Origin of the sequence: Haloparvum alkalitolerans, from assembly GCF_050122995.1 — an archaeon.
Taxonomy (GTDB): Archaea; Halobacteriota; Halobacteria; order Halobacteriales; family Haloferacaceae; genus Haloparvum; species Haloparvum alkalitolerans.
In genome coordinates, this window is the sequence record NZ_JBNLIA010000012.1 from 111697 (window position 1) to 129249 (window position 17553).

At 71.4% G+C, this 17553-nt stretch carries 15 protein-coding genes; 12 read left to right on the top strand and 3 right to left on the bottom strand.

The features are described 5' to 3' along the window. Window positions 1-41: 41 nt before the first annotated feature. Together glyS and ACQE3L_RS11830 are read right to left on the bottom strand one after the other, a co-directional pair. Window positions 42-1829, bottom strand: a complete 1788-nt coding sequence (glyS, locus tag ACQE3L_RS11825) for a glycine--tRNA ligase (protein ID WP_426964023.1) — start codon at window positions 1827-1829, stop codon at window positions 42-44. Between the two features lie 2 nt (window positions 1830-1831). Continuing rightward, the gene (locus ACQE3L_RS11830) at window positions 1832-2680 is read right to left on the bottom strand and encodes a CBS domain-containing protein (RefSeq protein ID WP_426964024.1); all 849 of its coding nucleotides are present in this window, start codon (window positions 2678-2680) and stop codon (window positions 1832-1834) included. Window positions 2681-2996: 316 nt separating this feature from the next. On the opposite strand from ACQE3L_RS11830, the gene ACQE3L_RS11835 reads away from it, so the two are divergent. Continuing rightward, window positions 2997-3221: a DUF7556 family protein gene (locus ACQE3L_RS11835; protein ID WP_426964025.1), complete on the top strand. Its 225-nt coding sequence runs from the start codon at window positions 2997-2999 to the stop codon at window positions 3219-3221. A 52-nt stretch (window positions 3222-3273) separates the two neighbouring features. Here ACQE3L_RS11835 and ACQE3L_RS11840 read toward each other — a convergent pair whose 3' ends face one another. Next, complete coding sequence (locus ACQE3L_RS11840; RefSeq protein WP_426964026.1) at window positions 3274-4185, bottom strand: ketopantoate reductase family protein; 912 nt, start codon at window positions 4183-4185, stop codon at window positions 3274-3276. A gap of 416 nt (window positions 4186-4601) precedes the next feature. On the opposite strand from ACQE3L_RS11840, the gene ACQE3L_RS11845 reads away from it, so the two are divergent. The 11 genes from ACQE3L_RS11845 (at window position 4602) to serB (ending at window position 17418) form a co-directional block, all read left to right on the top strand. Next, window positions 4602-5873, top strand: coding sequence for an argininosuccinate synthase (locus ACQE3L_RS11845; RefSeq protein ID WP_426964027.1), 1272 nt, complete (start codon window positions 4602-4604; stop codon window positions 5871-5873). A 3-nt stretch (window positions 5874-5876) separates the two neighbouring features. Next, window positions 5877-7352, top strand: coding sequence for an argininosuccinate lyase (gene argH / locus ACQE3L_RS11850; RefSeq protein ID WP_426964028.1), 1476 nt, complete (start codon window positions 5877-5879; stop codon window positions 7350-7352). A 229-nt stretch (window positions 7353-7581) separates the two neighbouring features. Beyond that, a complete protein-coding gene (lysW, locus tag ACQE3L_RS11855; protein ID WP_058367552.1) occupies window positions 7582-7752 on the top strand; it encodes a lysine biosynthesis protein LysW in 171 nt (56 codons plus the stop codon). 1 nt (window position 7753) lies between these two features. Then, window positions 7754-8656 carry a lysine biosynthesis protein LysX gene (gene lysX, locus ACQE3L_RS11860; protein WP_426964029.1) on the top strand — a complete coding sequence of 301 codons (903 nt, stop codon included), beginning with the start codon at window positions 7754-7756 and terminating at the stop codon, window positions 8654-8656. Then, the gene (gene argC / locus ACQE3L_RS11865; protein ID WP_426964030.1) at window positions 8653-9708 is read left to right on the top strand and encodes an N-acetyl-gamma-glutamyl-phosphate reductase; all 1056 of its coding nucleotides are present in this window, start codon (window positions 8653-8655) and stop codon (window positions 9706-9708) included. Before lysX ends, argC begins: the two co-directional genes overlap by 4 nt. Then, a complete protein-coding gene (locus ACQE3L_RS11870) occupies window positions 9705-10757 on the top strand; it encodes an acetylglutamate/acetylaminoadipate kinase (RefSeq protein WP_426964031.1) in 1053 nt (350 codons plus the stop codon). The genes argC and ACQE3L_RS11870 overlap by 4 nt, the downstream gene beginning before the upstream one ends. Then, entirely contained in the window at window positions 10757-11893 is a 1137-nt protein-coding gene (locus tag ACQE3L_RS11875; RefSeq protein WP_426964032.1) for an aspartate aminotransferase family protein, read from the top strand. Before ACQE3L_RS11870 ends, ACQE3L_RS11875 begins: the two co-directional genes overlap by 1 nt. Next, a complete protein-coding gene (locus ACQE3L_RS11880; protein WP_426964033.1) occupies window positions 11893-13095 on the top strand; it encodes a [LysW]-lysine hydrolase in 1203 nt (400 codons plus the stop codon). The genes ACQE3L_RS11875 and ACQE3L_RS11880 overlap by 1 nt, the downstream gene beginning before the upstream one ends. An 81-nt stretch (window positions 13096-13176) precedes the next feature. Beyond that, complete coding sequence (gene argF / locus ACQE3L_RS11885) at window positions 13177-14076, top strand: ornithine carbamoyltransferase (protein WP_426964034.1); 900 nt, start codon at window positions 13177-13179, stop codon at window positions 14074-14076. A 391-nt stretch (window positions 14077-14467) separates the two neighbouring features. After that, window positions 14468-16657: an ATP-dependent DNA helicase gene (locus ACQE3L_RS11890; RefSeq protein WP_426964036.1), complete on the top strand. Its 2190-nt coding sequence runs from the start codon at window positions 14468-14470 to the stop codon at window positions 16655-16657. 110 nt (window positions 16658-16767) lie between these two features. Next, entirely contained in the window at window positions 16768-17418 is a 651-nt protein-coding gene (gene serB / locus ACQE3L_RS11895; RefSeq protein WP_426964037.1) for a phosphoserine phosphatase SerB, read from the top strand. Window positions 17419-17553 lie beyond the last annotated feature (135 nt).

The following is a 17553-nucleotide window of genomic DNA, read 5'->3' on the forward strand; positions in this document are numbered from 1 at the left end:
ACCCCCGACCGTCCTCGCGCGCCGGTCCCCCGGTCATCGCGTTACTGCGTCTCCACGTCGCTGTCGACGGTCTCGTACTCGTCGAGGAACGCCTCGAAGGAGTCCTCGCCCGCCAGCAGCGGCGCGAGCGCGTCCGCGAGCCCGTCGACCGGGACGCGGACCTGCGCGGCCGTGTCGCGCTCGCGGACCGTGACGGTGTCGGGCCCGTCGCCCTCCAGGCCGTCGCGGTCGACGGTGACACAGAAGGGCGTGCCGACCTCGTCCTGACGACGGTACCGCCGGCCGATGGAGCCGGAGTCGTCGTAGGCGACGGAGAGCCCCTGCTCGCGCAGGTCGTTCGCGACCGACCGCGCGGTCTCGACGAGGGTCTCCTCGTTGGTCACGAGCGGGAACACCGCGGCGTCGGTGGGGGCGAGCTCCGGCTCCAGCGAGAGGTACGAGCGCTCCTCGCCGTCGACCTCGTCGACGCGATAGGCGTGGGCCAGCAGCGTCTGGACCGTCCGGCCGACGCCGAAAGAGGGCTCGACGACGTGGGGCGTGACGTGCTCGCCGTTCTCGGTGACCTCCTCGACGGAGAAGTTCGCCACGTCCGCGTCGACCGAGACGGTCTCGCCGTCGACCTCGACGCTCACCGCGTCCGCCTCGAAGGCGTCGGGGTCGCGGGCGGCCAGGTCCTCCAGCGCCTCGGCGACCGCGGCGGCCCGCCCGCCGAACTCGGGGCCGAGCGTGGCCATGTCGGGGTCGACGGTGGCGCGCTCGACCGTCTTCGGCTCGTCGTAGCGCTGGAAGACGGTGAAGGCGTCGTCGCCGTACTCGCCGTGCTTCGAGAGGTCGTAGTCGGCGCGGTAGGAGAAGCCCGCGATCTCGATCCAGTCGCCGTCGACCTCGGACTCGGCGTCCCAGCAGTCCGCGGCGTAGTGGGCGCGCTCGCCCGGGAGGTGCTGGCGGAACCGGAACCGGTCCATGTCGACGCCGACGCGCTCGTACCACTCCTGGGCGACGCCGAGGTAGTAGCCGACCCACGCGGAGCCGACGATCCCCTCCTCGACCGCCTCGCCGACCGTCGTCTCGACGTAGTCGCCGTCCTCGGCCTCCTGCTCGTCGGCGGGGTACAGCAGGACCTCCACGTCAGCGACCTTCCACAGCGGCGGCTCGTCGTCCTCGGGGTGGATGAACTGCTCCAGTTCGGCCTGCGTGAACTCGCGCAGTCGCAGGAGGCCGCCGCGCGGGGAGATCTCGTTGCGGTAGGCGGCGCCGATCTGCGTGACGCCGAAGGGGAGCCGACCGCGGGCGTACTCCTTGAGCCGCGGGAACTCCACGAAGATGCCCTGCGCGGTCTCCGGGCGGAGGTAGCCGGGCTGGGAGTCGCCGGGGCCGATGTCGGTGGCGAACATGAGGTTGAAGTCCTCCACGTCCTGGCCCGCGAGCGGCGTGCCACAGGAGGGGCAGGCGATGTCGTGGTCGCGGATCAGAAGCTCCACCTCGGAGCCGGGCAGCGCCTCCGCGTCCTCGATGGAGGTCGCGTCCTCGACGAGGTGGTCCGCGCGGTGGGACTCGCCGCACTCGGCGCACTCGACCAGCATGTCGTCGAAGCCGTCGAGGTGGCCCGACGCCTCGAAGACGGGCTCGGGCATGACGGTCGGGGCCTCGATCTCCTGGTTGCCCTCGGCGACGGTGAAGCGGTCGCGCCACGCCTCCTCGACGTTGCGCTTGAGCGCCGCGCCCTGCGGGCCGAACGTGTAGAAGCCCGCGGTGCCGCCGTAGGCGCCGTTGGAGCCGAAGAAGAACCCCCGGCGCTTGGCCAGTTCCACGATCTCCGTGCCGGCCATGCTCAGATGCCCTCCAGCAGGTTCACGTCGCGGACGACGCCGACGAGCTCGCCGCCGCTGACCAGCGGGATCTGCTCGATGTCGGTGGAGATCATCTCCTGAGCGGTCTCCTTCGCCGTCCGGCGCTTCGAGACGGTGACCACGTCGGCGGTCATGAACTCGCCGACGGGACCGGCCGGGATCTCCACGTTGCGGGTCGGGAGGTAGCGGTTGCCGGTCGCCTTGATCCCCTCCCAGGCCCAGTCGTCGTCCTGGTTGGCGACGCTCTCGCCGGTGCCCTCCTCGCCCTCCACGACGCGGGCCACCTCGAGCACGTCGACCTCGGTGAGGATGCCCGCCATGTCCGCGTCGTCGTCGAGCGCGACCGCGTAGGGGACCGCCGAGAGGGAGATCTCCCGCTCCGCGACCGGCAGCGGCGCGTCGACGTAGGTGGCGTTGACGGCCGTCGTCGCCAGGTCGCCGACCGGGGTCTCGCCGTCGACCTCGCCGCGGGCGATGGCCCGGACCACGTCGGTGACGGTGAGGATGCCGACCAGTTCGTCGCCGTCGACCACGGGGACGCGGCGGGCGTCCTCCGTCACCATCAGGTCGGCCGCCTCGCGGATGTCGGCGTCGGCGCCGACCGTGGGCACGTCCCGCATGAGGATCGCGAGCTGGTCCTCGTTCGGCTGCTCGATGAGGTCGTCCCGCGAGACGAGCCCGCGGTACACCTCGCCCTCGCCGGTTCCCTTCACGACGGGAACCGAGGAGAAGCCGTACTCCTGGATGTACTCGAGCACGTCGTCGCGCGTCCCGGGAAGCTCGACGACCACGAGGTCGTCTCGGGGGGTCATCGCGTCGGCTACCTTCATGACCCGTCCTTCACCGGCGGTCCTCTTGTATACTGCGAAGGTGTGCGGGCGCGTTCGCGGTCGCTCGTCCCGTCTCGCGCCGGGCTGTGGCGCGTCTCGCGGCTCCGAGCGCGGCCGCCGACGCCCGCGGCACCGCGCGTGGCGCCACGCCGCGTCGACGGTCGCCTGACAGTTCGCGAAAACGTCGTTCGCGGCCGACGGATCCGCGGCGATCCCCGCGCCGTGCCGCCGATTTATAAGCACGTTCGTGTACAGGTCGAGGATCCATCGGTGTCTCTCCGACATGTTTATATTCGTCTGGTAGGTTCTAACAACCATGTCACGGAGTTCCACTCCCTGGGACGAGCCGGACACGAACCCCAACCCCCCGGCGCTGCCGGACGCGAGCGACGCGCTCGCGTTTCCGGAGTCCCCGGACGTGATGGCGTCCGTCGACGCCACACACGAGCGACCGGAGTTCGTCATCGCGGACGTGTCCCGGGAGGACGCGTGGGTGTCGGTCGAGGAGGTCGACGCCGCGGTCCTCGAGGAGTGGTGCTGAGCGGTCGCGTCGCGCCGTTTCTGTCGACCGCGCCGTTTATGCCGGCTGCGAGTTAGTTCTCGTCGCCCGGTCGGAGCCCGCGGTCCGCCTCCCACGCCCGGATCAGCGCCGCCAGCGTGCGACAGGTCGGTACCGGGAGGGCGGCGGCGTCGGCGCGCTCCTCGACCGCGCCGTAGATGGCGTCGACCTCGGTGCGTCGCTCGGCGGTCAGGTCCTGCCGCATCGAGGAGTGGTTGGCGGCGGTGGCGTCGGCGACGTCGCTCAGCGCCGCGACCGCGTCCGCCTCGGAGAGAGCGACGCCCTCGGCGCGGGCGACGCGGGCGACCTCGCGTGCGGCCTCCGCGGCGACGCTCCGCCCGGGCCCGTCGACGAGCGCGCCGTTGTCGAGGTCCGCCAGCGCGGTCGGTGCGTTGATCCCCGCGTTGACCGCCAGCTTCTCGAAGCGGCGGCGCGGCATGTCCCCGACCGCGCGGGCGTCGATCGCCGCGTCGGCGAACGCCTCCGCGGTCCGGCGTGCCGTCCGGTCCGCCCCGTCCGAAAGCGACCCGATCAGCACCTCGCCGACGCCGGTGCACTCCACGCGGCCCGGTTCGCGGAGGCGCGCGCCGTAGGTGGCGGTGCCCGCGAGGACGAACGCGTCGAGGCCGGCGACGAGTCGCTCCTCGGTCAGGCCGTTCTGGAGCGAGAGCACCGCGTCGTACTCGCCGGTCGCGAGCGCCCGCGCGGCCGCGTCCGTGTCGTACGCCTTCGTCGTGACCACGGCGAGGTCCGCCGCCCGGTCCGTCCCGTCGGTGAGCGCCCGGGGATGGGTGTGGGCCTCGACCGCGCCCTCGACCCGGAGGCCGTCCTCCCGGACGCGGCGCATGTGCGGGTCCCGCCCGACGAGCGTCACGTCGTGAGCGCGCGCGAGCAGCCCGCCGACGAGGCTGCCGAGCGAGCCGGCGCCGAAGACGAGGATCTCCATGGGCACCGTTGCGCGGCCGATTCAAAAAGGCGTAGCGGTCGATCAGGCGTCGTGATCGGTCGTGGGTCCGGTCGTGGGAACCAGTGACACCGGTTATCTGCCGGCGCGGAAGGCTTTAGTAGGGTGGGGTCGCTACGGACTGTCAATGAGCGCGGACGCTCGTCACGACTCCGGTCTCGCCCGAGTCCGACGAGCGCCGCGACCGCGACGAGCGCCGCGTCCGGCGGGCCGACGACCGGCCCCGGACGCGACGCGACCGGCCCTCCGTGGCCAGTAATTCCTCACTCCCCTCGTCGCGTCGCACCGTTTCACCCCGTAGTTACCACGCTATTCGTCGTGGCGAGTGACGACGCTGCCCTTTCCTTCCAAAATTAAAACCGCGGAATTTAAGGGGGTGAAGCGGTTCTACTCCGGTAATGACACGCGTGGCACTCGCGTTCAGCGGTGGACTTGACACGACCGTTTGCGTCCCGATCCTGGAAGAGGAGTACGGCTACGACGAGGTCGTCGGCGTCACGGTCGACGTCGGCCAGCCGGAGTCGGAGTTCGAGGAGGCCGAGGAGACCGCCGAGGCGCTCGGCCTCGAACACTACGTCGTCGACGCGAAGGCGGAGTTCGCGGAGCTCTGCTTCACCGGCGTGAAGGCGAACGCGACCTACCAGGGCTACCCGCTCGGCACGGCGCTCGCGCGCCCGGTCATCGCCGAGGCCATTCTGGAGGTCGCCGAGGAGCAGAACTGCGACGCGATCGCGCACGGCTGCACCGGGAAGGGGAACGACCAGCTCCGCTTCGAGACCGTGTGGCGCGGCTCGGACCTGGAGGTCATCGCGCCCGTCCGCGAACTCGGGCTCACCCGCGAGTGGGAGATCGAGTACGCGGCCGAGAAGGACCTGCCCGTCGAGGCGGGCGACGGCGGCGTCTGGTCCATCGACACGAACATCTGGTCGCGCGCGGTCGAGGGCGGCGAGCTGGAGAACCCCGACTACGTCCCCCCGGAGGACATCTACGAGTGGACCGCCGAGCCCGAGGGCGAGACGACCATCGAGGTCGCCTTCGAGGCGGGCGTGCCCGTCGCCGTCGACGGCGAGGAGATGGCGCCCGTCGAGCTGATCCAGTACCTCAACGAGTACGCGGGCCAGTACGGCGTCGGCCGTACCGACGTGATGGAGGACCGCATGCTCGGGCTGAAGGTGCGCGAGAACTACGAGCACCCGGCCGCGACCGTCCTGCTGACCGCCCACGGGGCGCTCGAGGACCTCGTGCTCACGAAGGGCGAGCGCTCCTCGAAGAAGAGCATCGAGCAGGAGTGGTCGGAAAAGGCGTACCAGGGGCTCGTGTTCGCGCCGGTCGTCGACGCGCTGGAGGCGTTCATCGACGAGACGCAGACCGCGGTCACCGGCACCGCGACGGTGAAGGTCTCCGGCGGGAGCTGCCGCGTCGTCGCCCGCGACTCGGAGTACGCGGTCTACTCCGAGGAGATGGCCTCGTTCAACACGGAGGACGTGGCCGGCATCGCGCAGGAGGACGCCACGGGCGTCGCGAAGTACCACGGCCTCCAGGAGCGCCTGGCCAACGAGATCCACGCGGGCGTCGAGAAGCCGGAGCTCGCGGCGGACGGCGGCGCGGACGCGACGGACTCGGACGACACCGTCGCGGAGACCGCCGACGACTACCTGCACGAGAACTGACCGATGACGAACGGCGACGCCCCCGAGACGGCAGTCCGACGCGACCGCTTCAGCGGCGGCCCCGCGCGGGAGTTCCTTTCGAGCCTCGCGGCCGACGAGCGCATCTTCGCGGCCGACCTCGCGGTCGACCGCGCGCACGTGGTCATGCTCGCGGAGCAGGGGATCGTCGAGGACGGCGTCGCCGGCGAGATCCTCGCGGCGCTCGCGGAGGTGGAGGCGGCGGGCCACGGCGCGTTGCCCGACGGCGAGGACGTCCACGAGGCCATCGAGACCGCGGTGATCGACCGCGTCGGCCCGGACGGCGGGAAGATGCACACCGCGCGCTCGCGCAACGACGAGGTGGCGACCTGCATCCGTCACCGCCTGCGCGCGGACCTGCTGGACGCCGCCGCGGCGACTATCACGCTGCGCGAGGCGCTCGTCGAGACCGCCCGCGAGCACGTCGAGACGGTCATGCCCGGCTACACGCACCTCCAGCCCGCCCAGCCGATCACGGTCGCCCACTGGCTCCTCTCGTACGAGTCGGCGGTCGCGCGCGACACCGCGCGTCTGCTGGACGCCTACGACCGCACCAACCGGTCGCCGCTCGGCGCGGCCGCGTTCGCGGGGACGCCCTTCGACGTGGACCGCGACCGCACGGCCGCCCTGCTCGGGTTCGACGGCACCGTCCGCAACTCGATGGACGCCGCCGCCTCGCGGGACTTCCTCGCGGAGGCAGCGAGCGCGCTGGCGACGGGCGCGACGACGCTGTCGGGGCTCGCGGAGGACGTGATCATCTACGCGAACAAGGGGCTCGTCGAGTTGGACGACGACTACTCGTCGACCTCCTCGATCATGCCCCAGAAGAAGAACCCCGACACGCTGGAGCTGGTCCGCGGCGTCGCGGGCGACGCGGTCGGGGAGGCGTCGGGCACGCTGACGGCGCTGAAGGGGCTCCCGCGCGCGTACAACCGCGACCTGCAGCGCGTCCACCCCGGCGTCTTCGAGGCGGCGGACGCCGTGACGGAGGCGACCCGCGTCGCGGCCGGCGCGGTCGCGACCGCCGACTGGAACGACGGGGCGCTCGCGGCCGCCGCGGGCGAGGGGTTCTCGACGGCGACCGGCGTCGCGGACCTGCTGGCGATGGCCGGCCTCCCCTTCCGGACGGCTCACGAGATCGTCGCCGCGGCCGCCGAGGCGATCGAGGACGGGATGGACCCGGCAACCGCCGCCGCAAAAGTTGACGAGGCCGCCGCCGAGGTACTGGAGGAGTCCGTGTTCGCGTACGTGAGCCGCGAGGACGTGGAGCACGCGCTCGACCCCGCCCACAGCGTCGCCAGCCGCGACTCCGCCGGCGGCCCGGCTCCCGCGGCGGTCAGTGAGGAGATCGCGGCCGCCGGCGACGGAGTCGAGGCCGACGCCGCGGCGGTCGAGACGCACCGCGACGCGCTTGCGGACGCGGCCGACGACCTCGACGCGGAGGTGGCCGGCTATGTCTGAGCCGATCCGACCGCTCGCGGTCGGCGGTGCGGACGCGACCCGCCCGCCGCGACCGCGACCGCTCCCGCCGTCCCCGCGAGGGGACAGATAACAACAGAAATCTGATATCGGATTTCACTGGGCGGTTCTGACGCCATTTTCTGTCCAATAGCGGTGCGTGCAGTAACATAATCAATCCGACAGGTTCGATGCCTTTATGTCCCTCAACGCGGTAGGTGAGCGTACGACAATGACCCAAGCCGAATGCGTCGAGTGTGGAGGGGACGTGTCCCTCTACGACGACCTGGAGGTCGGAGAGATCATCGACTGCGGAACCTGCGGCGCAGAGCTCGAAGTGATCGACGTCTCCCCGCCGGTCCTCGACCGAGCCCCGGAGCTCGAAGAGGACTGGGGGGAGTGAGATGAAGGTCGGACTCCTCTACTCCCGGATCCGGAAGGACGAGAAGCTGCTCCTCGCGGAGCTGCGCGACCGCGGCCACGAGGTCGAGAAGATCGACGTGCGCAAGGAGCGGTTCGGACTCGAGTCGACGACCGCGAACGTCGAGGAGCTCGACATCGTCGTCGACCGCTGTCTGTCGACCAGCCGCTCGCTGTACGCGAGCCGGTTCCTCGACAGCTACGGCGTCCCGGTCGTGAACGGGCCGGAGACCGCCGACGTCTGCGCGGACAAGGCGAAGAACTCGCTCGCGCTCGCGGAGGCGGGCGTGCCCACGCCCGCGACCGAGGTGGCGTTCACCACCGACGCGGCGCTGGAGGCCATCGAGGAGTTCGGCTACCCCTGCGTCCTCAAGCCGGTCGTCGGCTCGTGGGGGCGCCTGATGGCGAAGATCGAGTCCCGCAGCGCCGCGGAGGCCATCCTCGAACACAAGGCCACGCTCGGCCACTACGAGCACAAGGTGTTCTACGTCCAGGAGTTCGTGGACAAGCCGGGCCGCGACATCCGCGTGGTCGCCGTCGACGGCGAGCCGGTCGCCGCGATGACGCGCACCTCGGACCACTGGCTCACCAACGCCGCGAAGGGCGGCGAGGTGACCGCCTTCGAGGTGGACGAGACGGTCGCGGACCTGGTCAAGACGGCCTCCGACGCGGTCGGGGGCGGCCTGCTCGGCGTCGACCTGATGGAGGTCGGCGGCGAGGGCTCCGGCGAGTACACCGTCCACGAGGTGAACCACACGGTGGAGTTCAAGGCGCTGAACTCCGCGGTCGAGACGGACGTGCCCGCGGCGGTCGTCGACTGGCTGGAGACGAAGGCGGAGGCGGCCGCGGGAAACGATGACGACGCGGTCGAGGTGACCGCACCGTGACCGCGGGCGGCGAGACGCTCACCGCGGGCGTGATCGGCGGCACCGGCTTCGCGGGCGGCGAACTGCTTCGCCTGCTGGCCGGCCACCCGAACTTCGACATCGAGCAGGCCACCTCGCGGTCGGCGGGCGGCAAGACCGTCGGCTCGGTCCACCCGAACCTGCGCGGGCTCGACCTGCGCTTCTCGGACCCCGAGGACCTCGCGTCGGTCGACGTGCTGTTCACCGCCACGCCCCACGGCGTCTCGATGGGGCAGATCGACCGCTACTTCGAGTCGGCCGACACCGTCGTCGACCTCTCGGCGGACTTCCGGCTACCGGAGGCCGCGCTCTACGACGAGTGGTACGAGGGCCACGACGCGCCCGAGTACCTCGAAAAGGCGGAGTACGCGCTCCCGGAGCTGAACCGCGAGAACCTCCCCGGTGCGGAGCTGATCGCCGGCGGGGGCTGTAACGCCACCGCGACGATGCTCGGGCTGAAGCCGCTCGTGGACGCGGGCGTGCTCGGTCCCGACACCGGCGAGGTCGTCGTCGACGTGAAGGTGGGCTCCTCGGAGGGCGGCGCCGGCGGCGGCGCGGCCTCCTCGCACCCCGAGCGCTCGGGCGTCGTGCGCCCGTACGCGCCGATCAGCCACCGCCACGAGGCGGAGATCGGCGCCTACCTCGGGCTGGACGTCTCCTTCACGGTCCACGCGGTCGAGATGGTCCGCGGGGCGTCCGCGACCTGCCACGTCTTCCCGGACGGTCCCGTCTCGAAGGGCGACCTCTGGGGCGCCTACCGGGGCGCCTACGAGGAGGAGCCGTTCATGCGGATGGTCTCGGGCGGGGGCGGCGTCTACCGCTACCCCGAGCCGAAGGCGGTCGCCGGCACGAACTACGGCGAGGTCGGCTTCGAACTCGACGCGAGCAACGAGCGCGTCGTCGTCTTCTCGGCCATCGACAACATGATGAAGGGGTCGGCCGGGCAGGCGGTCCACGCCGCCAACGTCGCGCTCGGCTTCGAGGAGACCGCCGGCCTGGAGTTCCAGGGGCTTCACCCCGTGGGGTCCCCATGACGCCGGCGCCGACCGGCGCGTCCGGCGCGTCCGACGGGTCCGATACGCCCGACGCAGACGGGCTCCCGGGGACCGACCTCACGGTCGCCGACCTGTCGAGCGGCGACCCCGCCGACGGCGTCGCGTTCCCCGCGGAGACCGACGGGATCGAACTGACCGACGGCGGCGACGTGGTCGCGCTCGACGGCGGCGACGCGGAGCCCCCGGTGGTCGTGAAGGTCGGCGGCGCGAAGGCGGTCGATCCGGCCGGCGCGGTCGGGGACGTGGCCCACCTCGTCGCCAACGGCCGCGACGTGGTCGTGGTCCACGGCGGGTCGACCGCGGTCGACGACCTGCTGGACCGACTCGGCGTCGAACCGGAGTACGTGGAGTCGGCCTCCGGCGTCACCGGCCGCTTCACCGACGCGGAGACGATGGAGGCGTTCACGATGGCGATGGCCGGCAAGGTCAACACCGACCTCGTGGCGACGCTGCGCGAGGCGGGCGTCGACGCGGTCGGCCTCTCGGGCGTCGACGGCGGCGTCCTCTCGGGCCCCCGCAAGTCGGCGGTCCGCGTCGTCGAGGACGGGAAGAAGAAGATCCGCCGCGGCGACCACTCCGGCAAGCCGGAGTCGGTCAACGCGGACCTGCTCTCGACGCTGCTCGGGGACGGCTACGTCCCGGTCGTCTCGCCGCCGATGGCGGGCGAGGAGTCCGACGGCGGCGTCACGCCGGTCAACACGGACGCGGACCGCGCGGCCGCGGCGGTCGCGGGCGCGCTCGGCGCCGAACTCGTCCTGCTGACGGACGTGGCCGGCGTCTACGCCGACCCGGACGACCCCGAGACCCTGATCGACGCCGCCACGACGCCCGCCGACCTCGCGGACGTGGAGGCGGCCGCGGAGGGGTTCATGGGCAAAAAGGTCATGGCGGCCAAGGAGGCGCTCTCCGGGGGATCCCCGGAGGTCGTCGTCGCGGACGCGAACGTGCGCGACCCGGTGGTCAACGCGCTCGGTGACGGCGGGACCCACATCACGGCCGCCGCGCTGGCCGAGGAGGGGGAGGCCTGATGTCGGGGTTCGTCTTCTCGGAGAAGCCGATCACGATCGAGTCCGGCGAGGGCGTCCACCTCACCGGCGCGGACGGCACCGAGTACCTCGACTTCGGCGCGAGCTACGCCTGCACGCCGCTCGGTCACTCGCACCCGGCCGTCACCGAGGCGGTCCAGGAGCAGGCCGCGGCGCTGACCTACGTACAGGCCTCCTACCCCGTCGACGTGCGGACGGAGACCTACGAGAAGCTCGCGACGCTGGCGCCCGGCGACCTCGACAACGTCTGGCTCTGTAACTCCGGCACGGAGGCCAACGAGGCGGCGATGAAGTTCGCGCGCGCCGCGACCGGCGACTCGAAGATTGTCGCGACCAAGCGCGCGTTCCACGGCCGGACGATGGGCGCGCTCGCGCTGACGTGGAAGGGGAAGTACAAGGCGCCGTTCGAGCCGCTGGCGGGCGGCGTGGAGTTCATCGAGTACGGCGACGCCGACGCGCTGGAGGCGGCCGTCGACGACGACACCGCCGCCCTCTTCCTCGAACCCGTCCAGGGCGAGGGGGGGATCCACCCCGCGACCGTCGACTACCTGCAGGCGGCCCGCGAGGCGACCGCCGACGCCGATGCCGCTCTGGTCTTCGACGAGATACAGACCGGCGTCGGTCGGACCGGGACGCTGTGGGCCTGCGAGCAGGCGGGCGTCACGCCCGACATCCTCACGACGGCGAAGGGGATCGCCAACGGCCTGCCGATGGGCGCGACGCTCGTCGCGGACTGGGTCGCGGAGTCGCCCGGCGACCACGGCTCGACCTTCTCGGGCGGGCCGGTGGTCTGTGCGGCCGCGAACGCGACGCTGGACGCGGTCGTCGAGGACGACCTGCCCGCTCACGCGAAGGAGCTCGGCGACTACCTCGTCTCGGAGATCGAGGCGGCCACGGAGGAGCACGACCTGCCGGTGCGGAGCGTCCGCGGGTCGGGCCTGATGGTCGGCATCGAGGTGAAACGAGGGGCGAACCGCGTCCTGCGCGACCTGGCCGTGAACCACGGTGTGCTCGCGCTCCCCGCGGGTCGCAGCGTGGTGCGTCTGCTTCCGCCGCTCGTCGCTGAAGCGGACCACGCCGACGCGTTCGTCGAGGCGTTCACCGAGGTGCTGTCGTGATGGCGAGCGACGGCGAGTCGGAGTCGACCGCGCCCGACGGCGAGGAGCCGACCGCGTCCGACGCGACCGGGACCGGCGAGGCGGGGGCCGCCGCCGACGGCGGCGTCCCCGAGGCGGAGATCGTCGCGGGCGGCGACGGGGACCACCCCGACGCCTGCGACACGCCGGCCCGAAAGCTGCTGTACGACGTGGTGTCGATCCCCTCGCCCTCCGGCGAGGAGGCGGCTGCGGCCGAGCGGCTCCGTGACTTCTTCGCGGCGAACGGCCGCGAGGCGTGGATCGACGAGGTCGGGAACGTCCGCGCGCCCGCCGACGACTCGGTGCTTTTGACCTCCCACGTCGACACCGTGCCGGGCGACATCCCGGTCGCGGTGAAGCCGGCCGAAGCGTACGACGAGACGGGCCCCGCGCTGTGGGGCCGTGGGACGGTCGACGCGACCGGCCCCCTCGTGGCGATGGCGGTCGCGGCGGTCGCAACCGGCGTCTCGTTCGTCGGCGTCGTCGGCGAGGAGACGGACTCCCGCGGCGCGCGCCACCTCGTCGCGGAGCGCGACGCGGCGCCCGGCGCCGTCGTGAACGGCGAGCCCTCGGGCTGGAACGGGATCACGCTCGGCTACCGCGGCTTCCTCGCGGGGACGTACGTGAACACCAGCGAGTCGGGCCACTCCTCGCGGCCGGAGCCGAACGCGATCCAGCACGCCATCGACTGGTGGCACGGCGTCGAGGAGACGTTCACGCCGGAAGACCCCGAGACGCCCGTCTTCGAGCAGGTGACGACCAAGCCGGTCGACGTCGAGGGCGGGCTGACCGACGACGGGCTGGCGGTCGAGGCGACGATGGACGTCCAGCTCAGGGTCCCGCCGAGCCGCACCGTCGACGAGGTGCACGAACTGGCGGAGAGCGAGCTCACGACGGGGTCGGTCCACTGGAAGGAGCCCATCCCCCCGGTGATGGAGAGCCCCCGGAACCCCCTCGCGCGGGCGTTCCGCGTGGCGATCAGGGAGACGGGCGGCGACGTGCGCCTCCTCCGGAAGACCGGAACGAGCGACATGAACCTGTTCGCGGCCGCGTGGGACTGCCCGATGGTCACCTACGGCCCGGGTAACTCGGACCTGGACCACGCGCCGAACGAACACCTCCCGCTCGCGGAGCTGGACCGGTCGGTGACGGTGCTCTCGCGGGCCTGTCGAGACCGACTGTAGGCGCCGCGGCGCGCGCCGCGGCGCCGGTCTCCTCGCGCGACCGTCTCGACTTCCGACCACGACGACACCACACGGAGCACGATGGCACTCGACACCGACGACTTCCTCGACATCGACGACCTGACGCCGGCCGAACTCGACGCGGTGCTGGACCGCGCGAGCGCGCTCAAGGCCGGCGCGGACGACGCACAGCTGCCGGACCAGACCCTCGGCATGATCTTCGAGAAGCCCTCGACGCGCACCCGCGTCTCCTTCGAGACCGGGATGACCGACCTCAGCGGCCACGCCATGTTCCTCGGGCCGGACGACATCCAGTTGGGCCACGGGGAGCCGCTGCGCGACACCGCGCGCGTGCTCGGGCGGTACGTCGACGCCGTGATGGCACGGCTGTTCGACCACGCGGACGTGGAGACGCTAGCGGAGCACGCCGACTGCCCCGTGATCAACGGGCTCACCGACGAGGCGCACCCCTGCCAGACACTTGCGGACCTGCTGACGATCCGCGAGGCGTTCGGCGACGCCGAGGACGTGACGGTGGCGTGGGTCGGCGACGGCAACAACGTCGGTCAGTCGTTCGTCGTCGGCGCGGCGATGGCGGGCGTCGACGTGACGGTCGCGACGCCGGCCGGCTACGCGATGGACGAGGCGGTGTTCGACCGCGCGGCCGACTTCGGCGCCGACCCCGCCGTCACCACCGACCCCGAGGCGGCCGTCGCGGACGCGGACGTCGTCTACACCGACGTGTGGATCTCGATGGGACAGGAGGACGAGCGCGCCGAGAAGCTGGCCGCCTTCGAGGGGTTCCAGGTGAACGAGGCGCTGCTGGCGGGGACCGACGCGCAGGTGATGCACTGCCTGCCCGCCCACCGCGGCGAGGAGATAACGAACGACGTGCTGGAGTCCGACCGCGCGCTCGCGTGGGACCAGGCCGAGAACCGGCTGCACGCACAGAAGGCGCTGCTGGTGGAACTGCTGGCGTAGCAGGTCGACGCGAGCGGAGCGAGCGCTTTTTGGTCCAGCTTTTTCGAGGAGCGGTGCGCGACGCGCGGCGGTCGCGCGAGCGCACCCGACGACGAAAAAGGTGGGGCTGAAAACCGGCTGCACGCACAGAAGGCGCTGCTGGTGGAACTGCTGGCGTAGCAGGTCGACGCGAGCGTCGTCGCCGGCGAGATTCACAATTTCCTGAAACAAAATTTATAACCCACAACCGAAGTGTGCCCATGCGGGCGACGGCATCCACCGCACGCTCCCCACGTTCGCCCGCTTCCCCGCGCGACCGGCCGATGCTGGTCGGCTCGGCCGGTCGCGCGGGGCGTTCCACTTCCGCCGAGCCACCCGACCCCTTTTAGGCGATGGGGGAGTATCCACGCCCGTGTCAGAGTCGGCGCACCTGCGGTTCTTCCCGTACGAGGAGCCCTACCCGAACCAGCGCGAGGCGATGGACAGGGTCGCCAACGCGCTGGACCGGGGACAGGACGTGCTGTTCGAGGGCGCGCCCGGGACGGGGAAGACGCTCTCGGCGCTCGTGCCCGCCTTAGAGCACGCCCGCGAGCACGACCGGACGGTCGTCATCACGACGAACGTCCACCAGCAGATGCGCCAGTTCGTCGAGGACGCCCGCGCGATCACCCGCACGGAGCCGATCCAGGCGGTCGTGTTCAAGGGGAAGTCGTCGATGTGCCACATCGGGGTCGACTATCAGGAGTGTCAGACCCTCCGCGACGCGACGCGGTCGGTCGTGGAGACGGAGGGCGACAGGCGGGAGCTGGAACAGCGCCAGCGCGAACTGCTCGCGGAGAGCCGCGAGGGCGACGCCTCGGCGGCGGAGGCCCGCGAGGCGGTGATGGAGGAACTCGACGAGATCGAGGACGAACTCGACGAGATGGAGGACGCGACCGTCTGTGAACGTTACTACAACAACCTCACGCGGGACACCGACGCGTTCTTCGAGTGGCTCTTCGACGACGTGCGGACGCCCGACGACGTCTACGACTACGCCGAGGAGCGGGACCTCTGCGGCTACGAGCTACTGAAGGAGGGGATGGAGGGCGTGGATCTCGTGGTCTGTAACTACCACCACCTGCTGGACCCGAACATCCGCGAGCAGTTCTTCCGCTGGATCGACCGCGACCCCTCGGAGATAATCACCGTCTTCGACGAGGCGCACAACGTCGAGGACGCCGCGCGCGACCACGCGAGCCGCGAACTCACGGAGCGGACGCTCGACGCCGCGTTAGAGGAGCTCGCGGAGGCGGACGACTCGCGGGCGGACGCCGCCGAGAACGTGATCCGCGCATTCCGGGACGCGCTGGTCGAGACGTACGACGAGAGCCTCGGCTTCGGCGCCCGGGAGGCGGTCGGCGACGACTGGGAGGACGTGACGGTCGCCAACGAGGACCGCCGCGACGACCTCACGCTGGCGTTCCTCGAGCGGTACGAGGGACGCGGTATCGACACCGAGACCGAGCTCGCGGTCCAGCTCGGCGGCGCGCTCGACGAGGAGTACGAGCGGCGGTACCGGGACGGCGAGACAGAGAGCCGCAAGGAGTGTCAGGTGCTGCAGGCGGCGCGCTTCGTCGAGGCGTGGATGGACGAGGGCGCGGAGCTGGGACAGTACCCGATCGTCTCGGTTCGGCGCGACGCCGGCACCGACGAGGTGTACGGCCGCGTGGAGCTGTACACCTGCATCCCGCGGGCGGTCACAAGCGAGCTGTTCGACGAGGTGGCGGCGTCGGTGCTGATGAGCGCGACGCTGCGCCCGTTCGACGTGACCCGAGAGGTGCTCGGCGTCGAGAACGCGGCGGAGCTGGCCTACGAGATGGCCTATCCCGAGGAGAACCGCCGGACGTTCGCGGTGGACACGCCGCCGCTTTTCGCCTCCGAGCGCGACGACGAGGAGACCCAGGCGACGGTCGCGGACACGCTCCGCGACGCGATCCGGTTCACGCCGGGGAACACGCTGGTCTTCTTCCCCTCCTACGCCGAGGCGGAGCGGTACGACGACATCCTCGGCGGCACCGGGAGCCTCGCGGACCCGGACCTCGGAACGCGCTACCTCGACGGGCCGGATGTCGACACGGAGGAGATCCGGCGGACGTTCGTGGACGCCGAGGACGCGACGCTTTTCACCTCGCTGTGGGGCACGCTCGCGGAGGGGGTGAGCTTCGACGGCGACGACGCCCGGACGGTGGTCGTGGTCGGCGTCCCCTACCCACACCTCTCCGACCGCATGGAGGCGGTTCAGGACGCGTACGGCCGCGCGTTCTCGGACACCGGCCGCGCTCGCGACCCGGGGTGGACCTACGCCGTCGAGGTGCCCACGATCCGCAAGACGCGACAGGCCATCGGCCGCGTCATCCGCGGGCCGGACGACTACGGCGTGCGGATCCTCGCCGATCGGCGATACACCTCGGCGGACATGGGGAAATACTCCGTGCGGGGCGCGTTCCCGCCGGAAGAGCGGGAGGAGCTTCTGGACCTCCCGCCCGAGAAACTGAAGTTCGCGATGCTGAACTTCTACACCGACCACGACGCCTACCACGGGCCGCCGCCGGAGCCGTGAGGGGGTGCGTGGGACTCGGCCGGTCCGCCGCGGCCGGTCCACCGACCGGACGACCGGCCCGATTCGCCCGAACCACCGCGGTTTAACCGGCCGACCGCGAACGGTCGCGTATGAAGCTGATCGCCTTCGACTTCGACGGGACCCTCTCGGACTCGGAGATGACGGTCCTGCTCGCGGAGCGGGCCGGCGTGGCCGACGAGGTGGCCGACATCACCGAGCGGGCGATGAACGACGAGTTGAGCTACGCGGAGAGCCTCTACCGGCGCGCGGAACTGCTGCAGGGGCTCTCCGCCGCGGACGTGGAGGCGGCGTTCGACGAGGTGCGGATCCGCCCCGGCGCGGCCGCCCTCATCGAGCGCCTGCAGGCGGAGGGCCACCACGTCGCGGTGCTCACCGGCGGCTTCGAGCGCGGGGTCGCCGCGGCGCTCGAAAAGGAGGGAGTCGAAGTCGACACCATCGTCGCGAACCGGCTCCCGACGGACGCCGCGGGCGCGCTGACCGGCGAGGCGGACGGACCGCTCATCGAGGGGACGAAGGACGACGCGCTCGCGGACCTGTCCGACGAGGTGGGCGTGCCGCTGGCGTCGACGGTCGCGGTCGGCGACGGCGCCAACGACCTCCCGATGCTGGAGGTCGCCGGGCTGTCCGTCGGGTTCGCGCCGAAGCGGGCGGTCCGACCAGTGTGTGACGCGGTCGTCGCCTCCATGTTCCGGCTCGGCAAGGTGTTCGAGGGGTACCGAGTGCTTCCGAAAGAGGACTGATCGTACTCATGCGCCGACTTCTCGGTCGGGGCGTCTCGAACGAGAAACCCTGGAGTCGTGACCTTCCGAACAGCAGCGTTTAGAAATCTTCAGTTGGCTCTCCATGCTACGGATCTGGATCTACTGCTGATCCTG

Excerpts from the sequence above, each read along its gene's own strand:
- glyS (WP_426964023.1), bottom strand. The coding sequence starts at position 1,829 with ATGGCCGGCACGGAGATCGTGGAACTGGCCAAGCGCCGGGGGTTCTTC.
- ACQE3L_RS11830 (WP_426964024.1), bottom strand. The coding sequence starts at position 2,680 with ATGAAGGTAGCCGACGCGATGACCCCCCGAGACGACCTCGTGGTCGTC.
- ACQE3L_RS11835 (WP_426964025.1), top strand. The coding sequence starts at position 2,997 with ATGTCACGGAGTTCCACTCCCTGGGACGAGCCGGACACGAACCCCAAC.
- ACQE3L_RS11840 (WP_426964026.1), bottom strand. The coding sequence starts at position 4,185 with ATGGAGATCCTCGTCTTCGGCGCCGGCTCGCTCGGCAGCCTCGTCGGC.
- ACQE3L_RS11845 (WP_426964027.1), top strand. The coding sequence starts at position 4,602 with ATGACACGCGTGGCACTCGCGTTCAGCGGTGGACTTGACACGACCGTT.
- argH (WP_426964028.1), top strand. The coding sequence starts at position 5,877 with ATGACGAACGGCGACGCCCCCGAGACGGCAGTCCGACGCGACCGCTTC.
- lysW (WP_058367552.1), top strand. The coding sequence starts at position 7,582 with ATGACCCAAGCCGAATGCGTCGAGTGTGGAGGGGACGTGTCCCTCTAC.
- lysX (WP_426964029.1), top strand. The coding sequence starts at position 7,754 with ATGAAGGTCGGACTCCTCTACTCCCGGATCCGGAAGGACGAGAAGCTG.
- ACQE3L_RS11870 (WP_426964031.1), top strand. The coding sequence starts at position 9,705 with ATGACGCCGGCGCCGACCGGCGCGTCCGGCGCGTCCGACGGGTCCGAT.
- ACQE3L_RS11875 (WP_426964032.1), top strand. The coding sequence starts at position 10,757 with ATGTCGGGGTTCGTCTTCTCGGAGAAGCCGATCACGATCGAGTCCGGC.
- ACQE3L_RS11880 (WP_426964033.1), top strand. The coding sequence starts at position 11,893 with ATGGCGAGCGACGGCGAGTCGGAGTCGACCGCGCCCGACGGCGAGGAG.
- argF (WP_426964034.1), top strand. The coding sequence starts at position 13,177 with ATGGCACTCGACACCGACGACTTCCTCGACATCGACGACCTGACGCCG.
- serB (WP_426964037.1), top strand. The coding sequence starts at position 16,768 with ATGAAGCTGATCGCCTTCGACTTCGACGGGACCCTCTCGGACTCGGAG.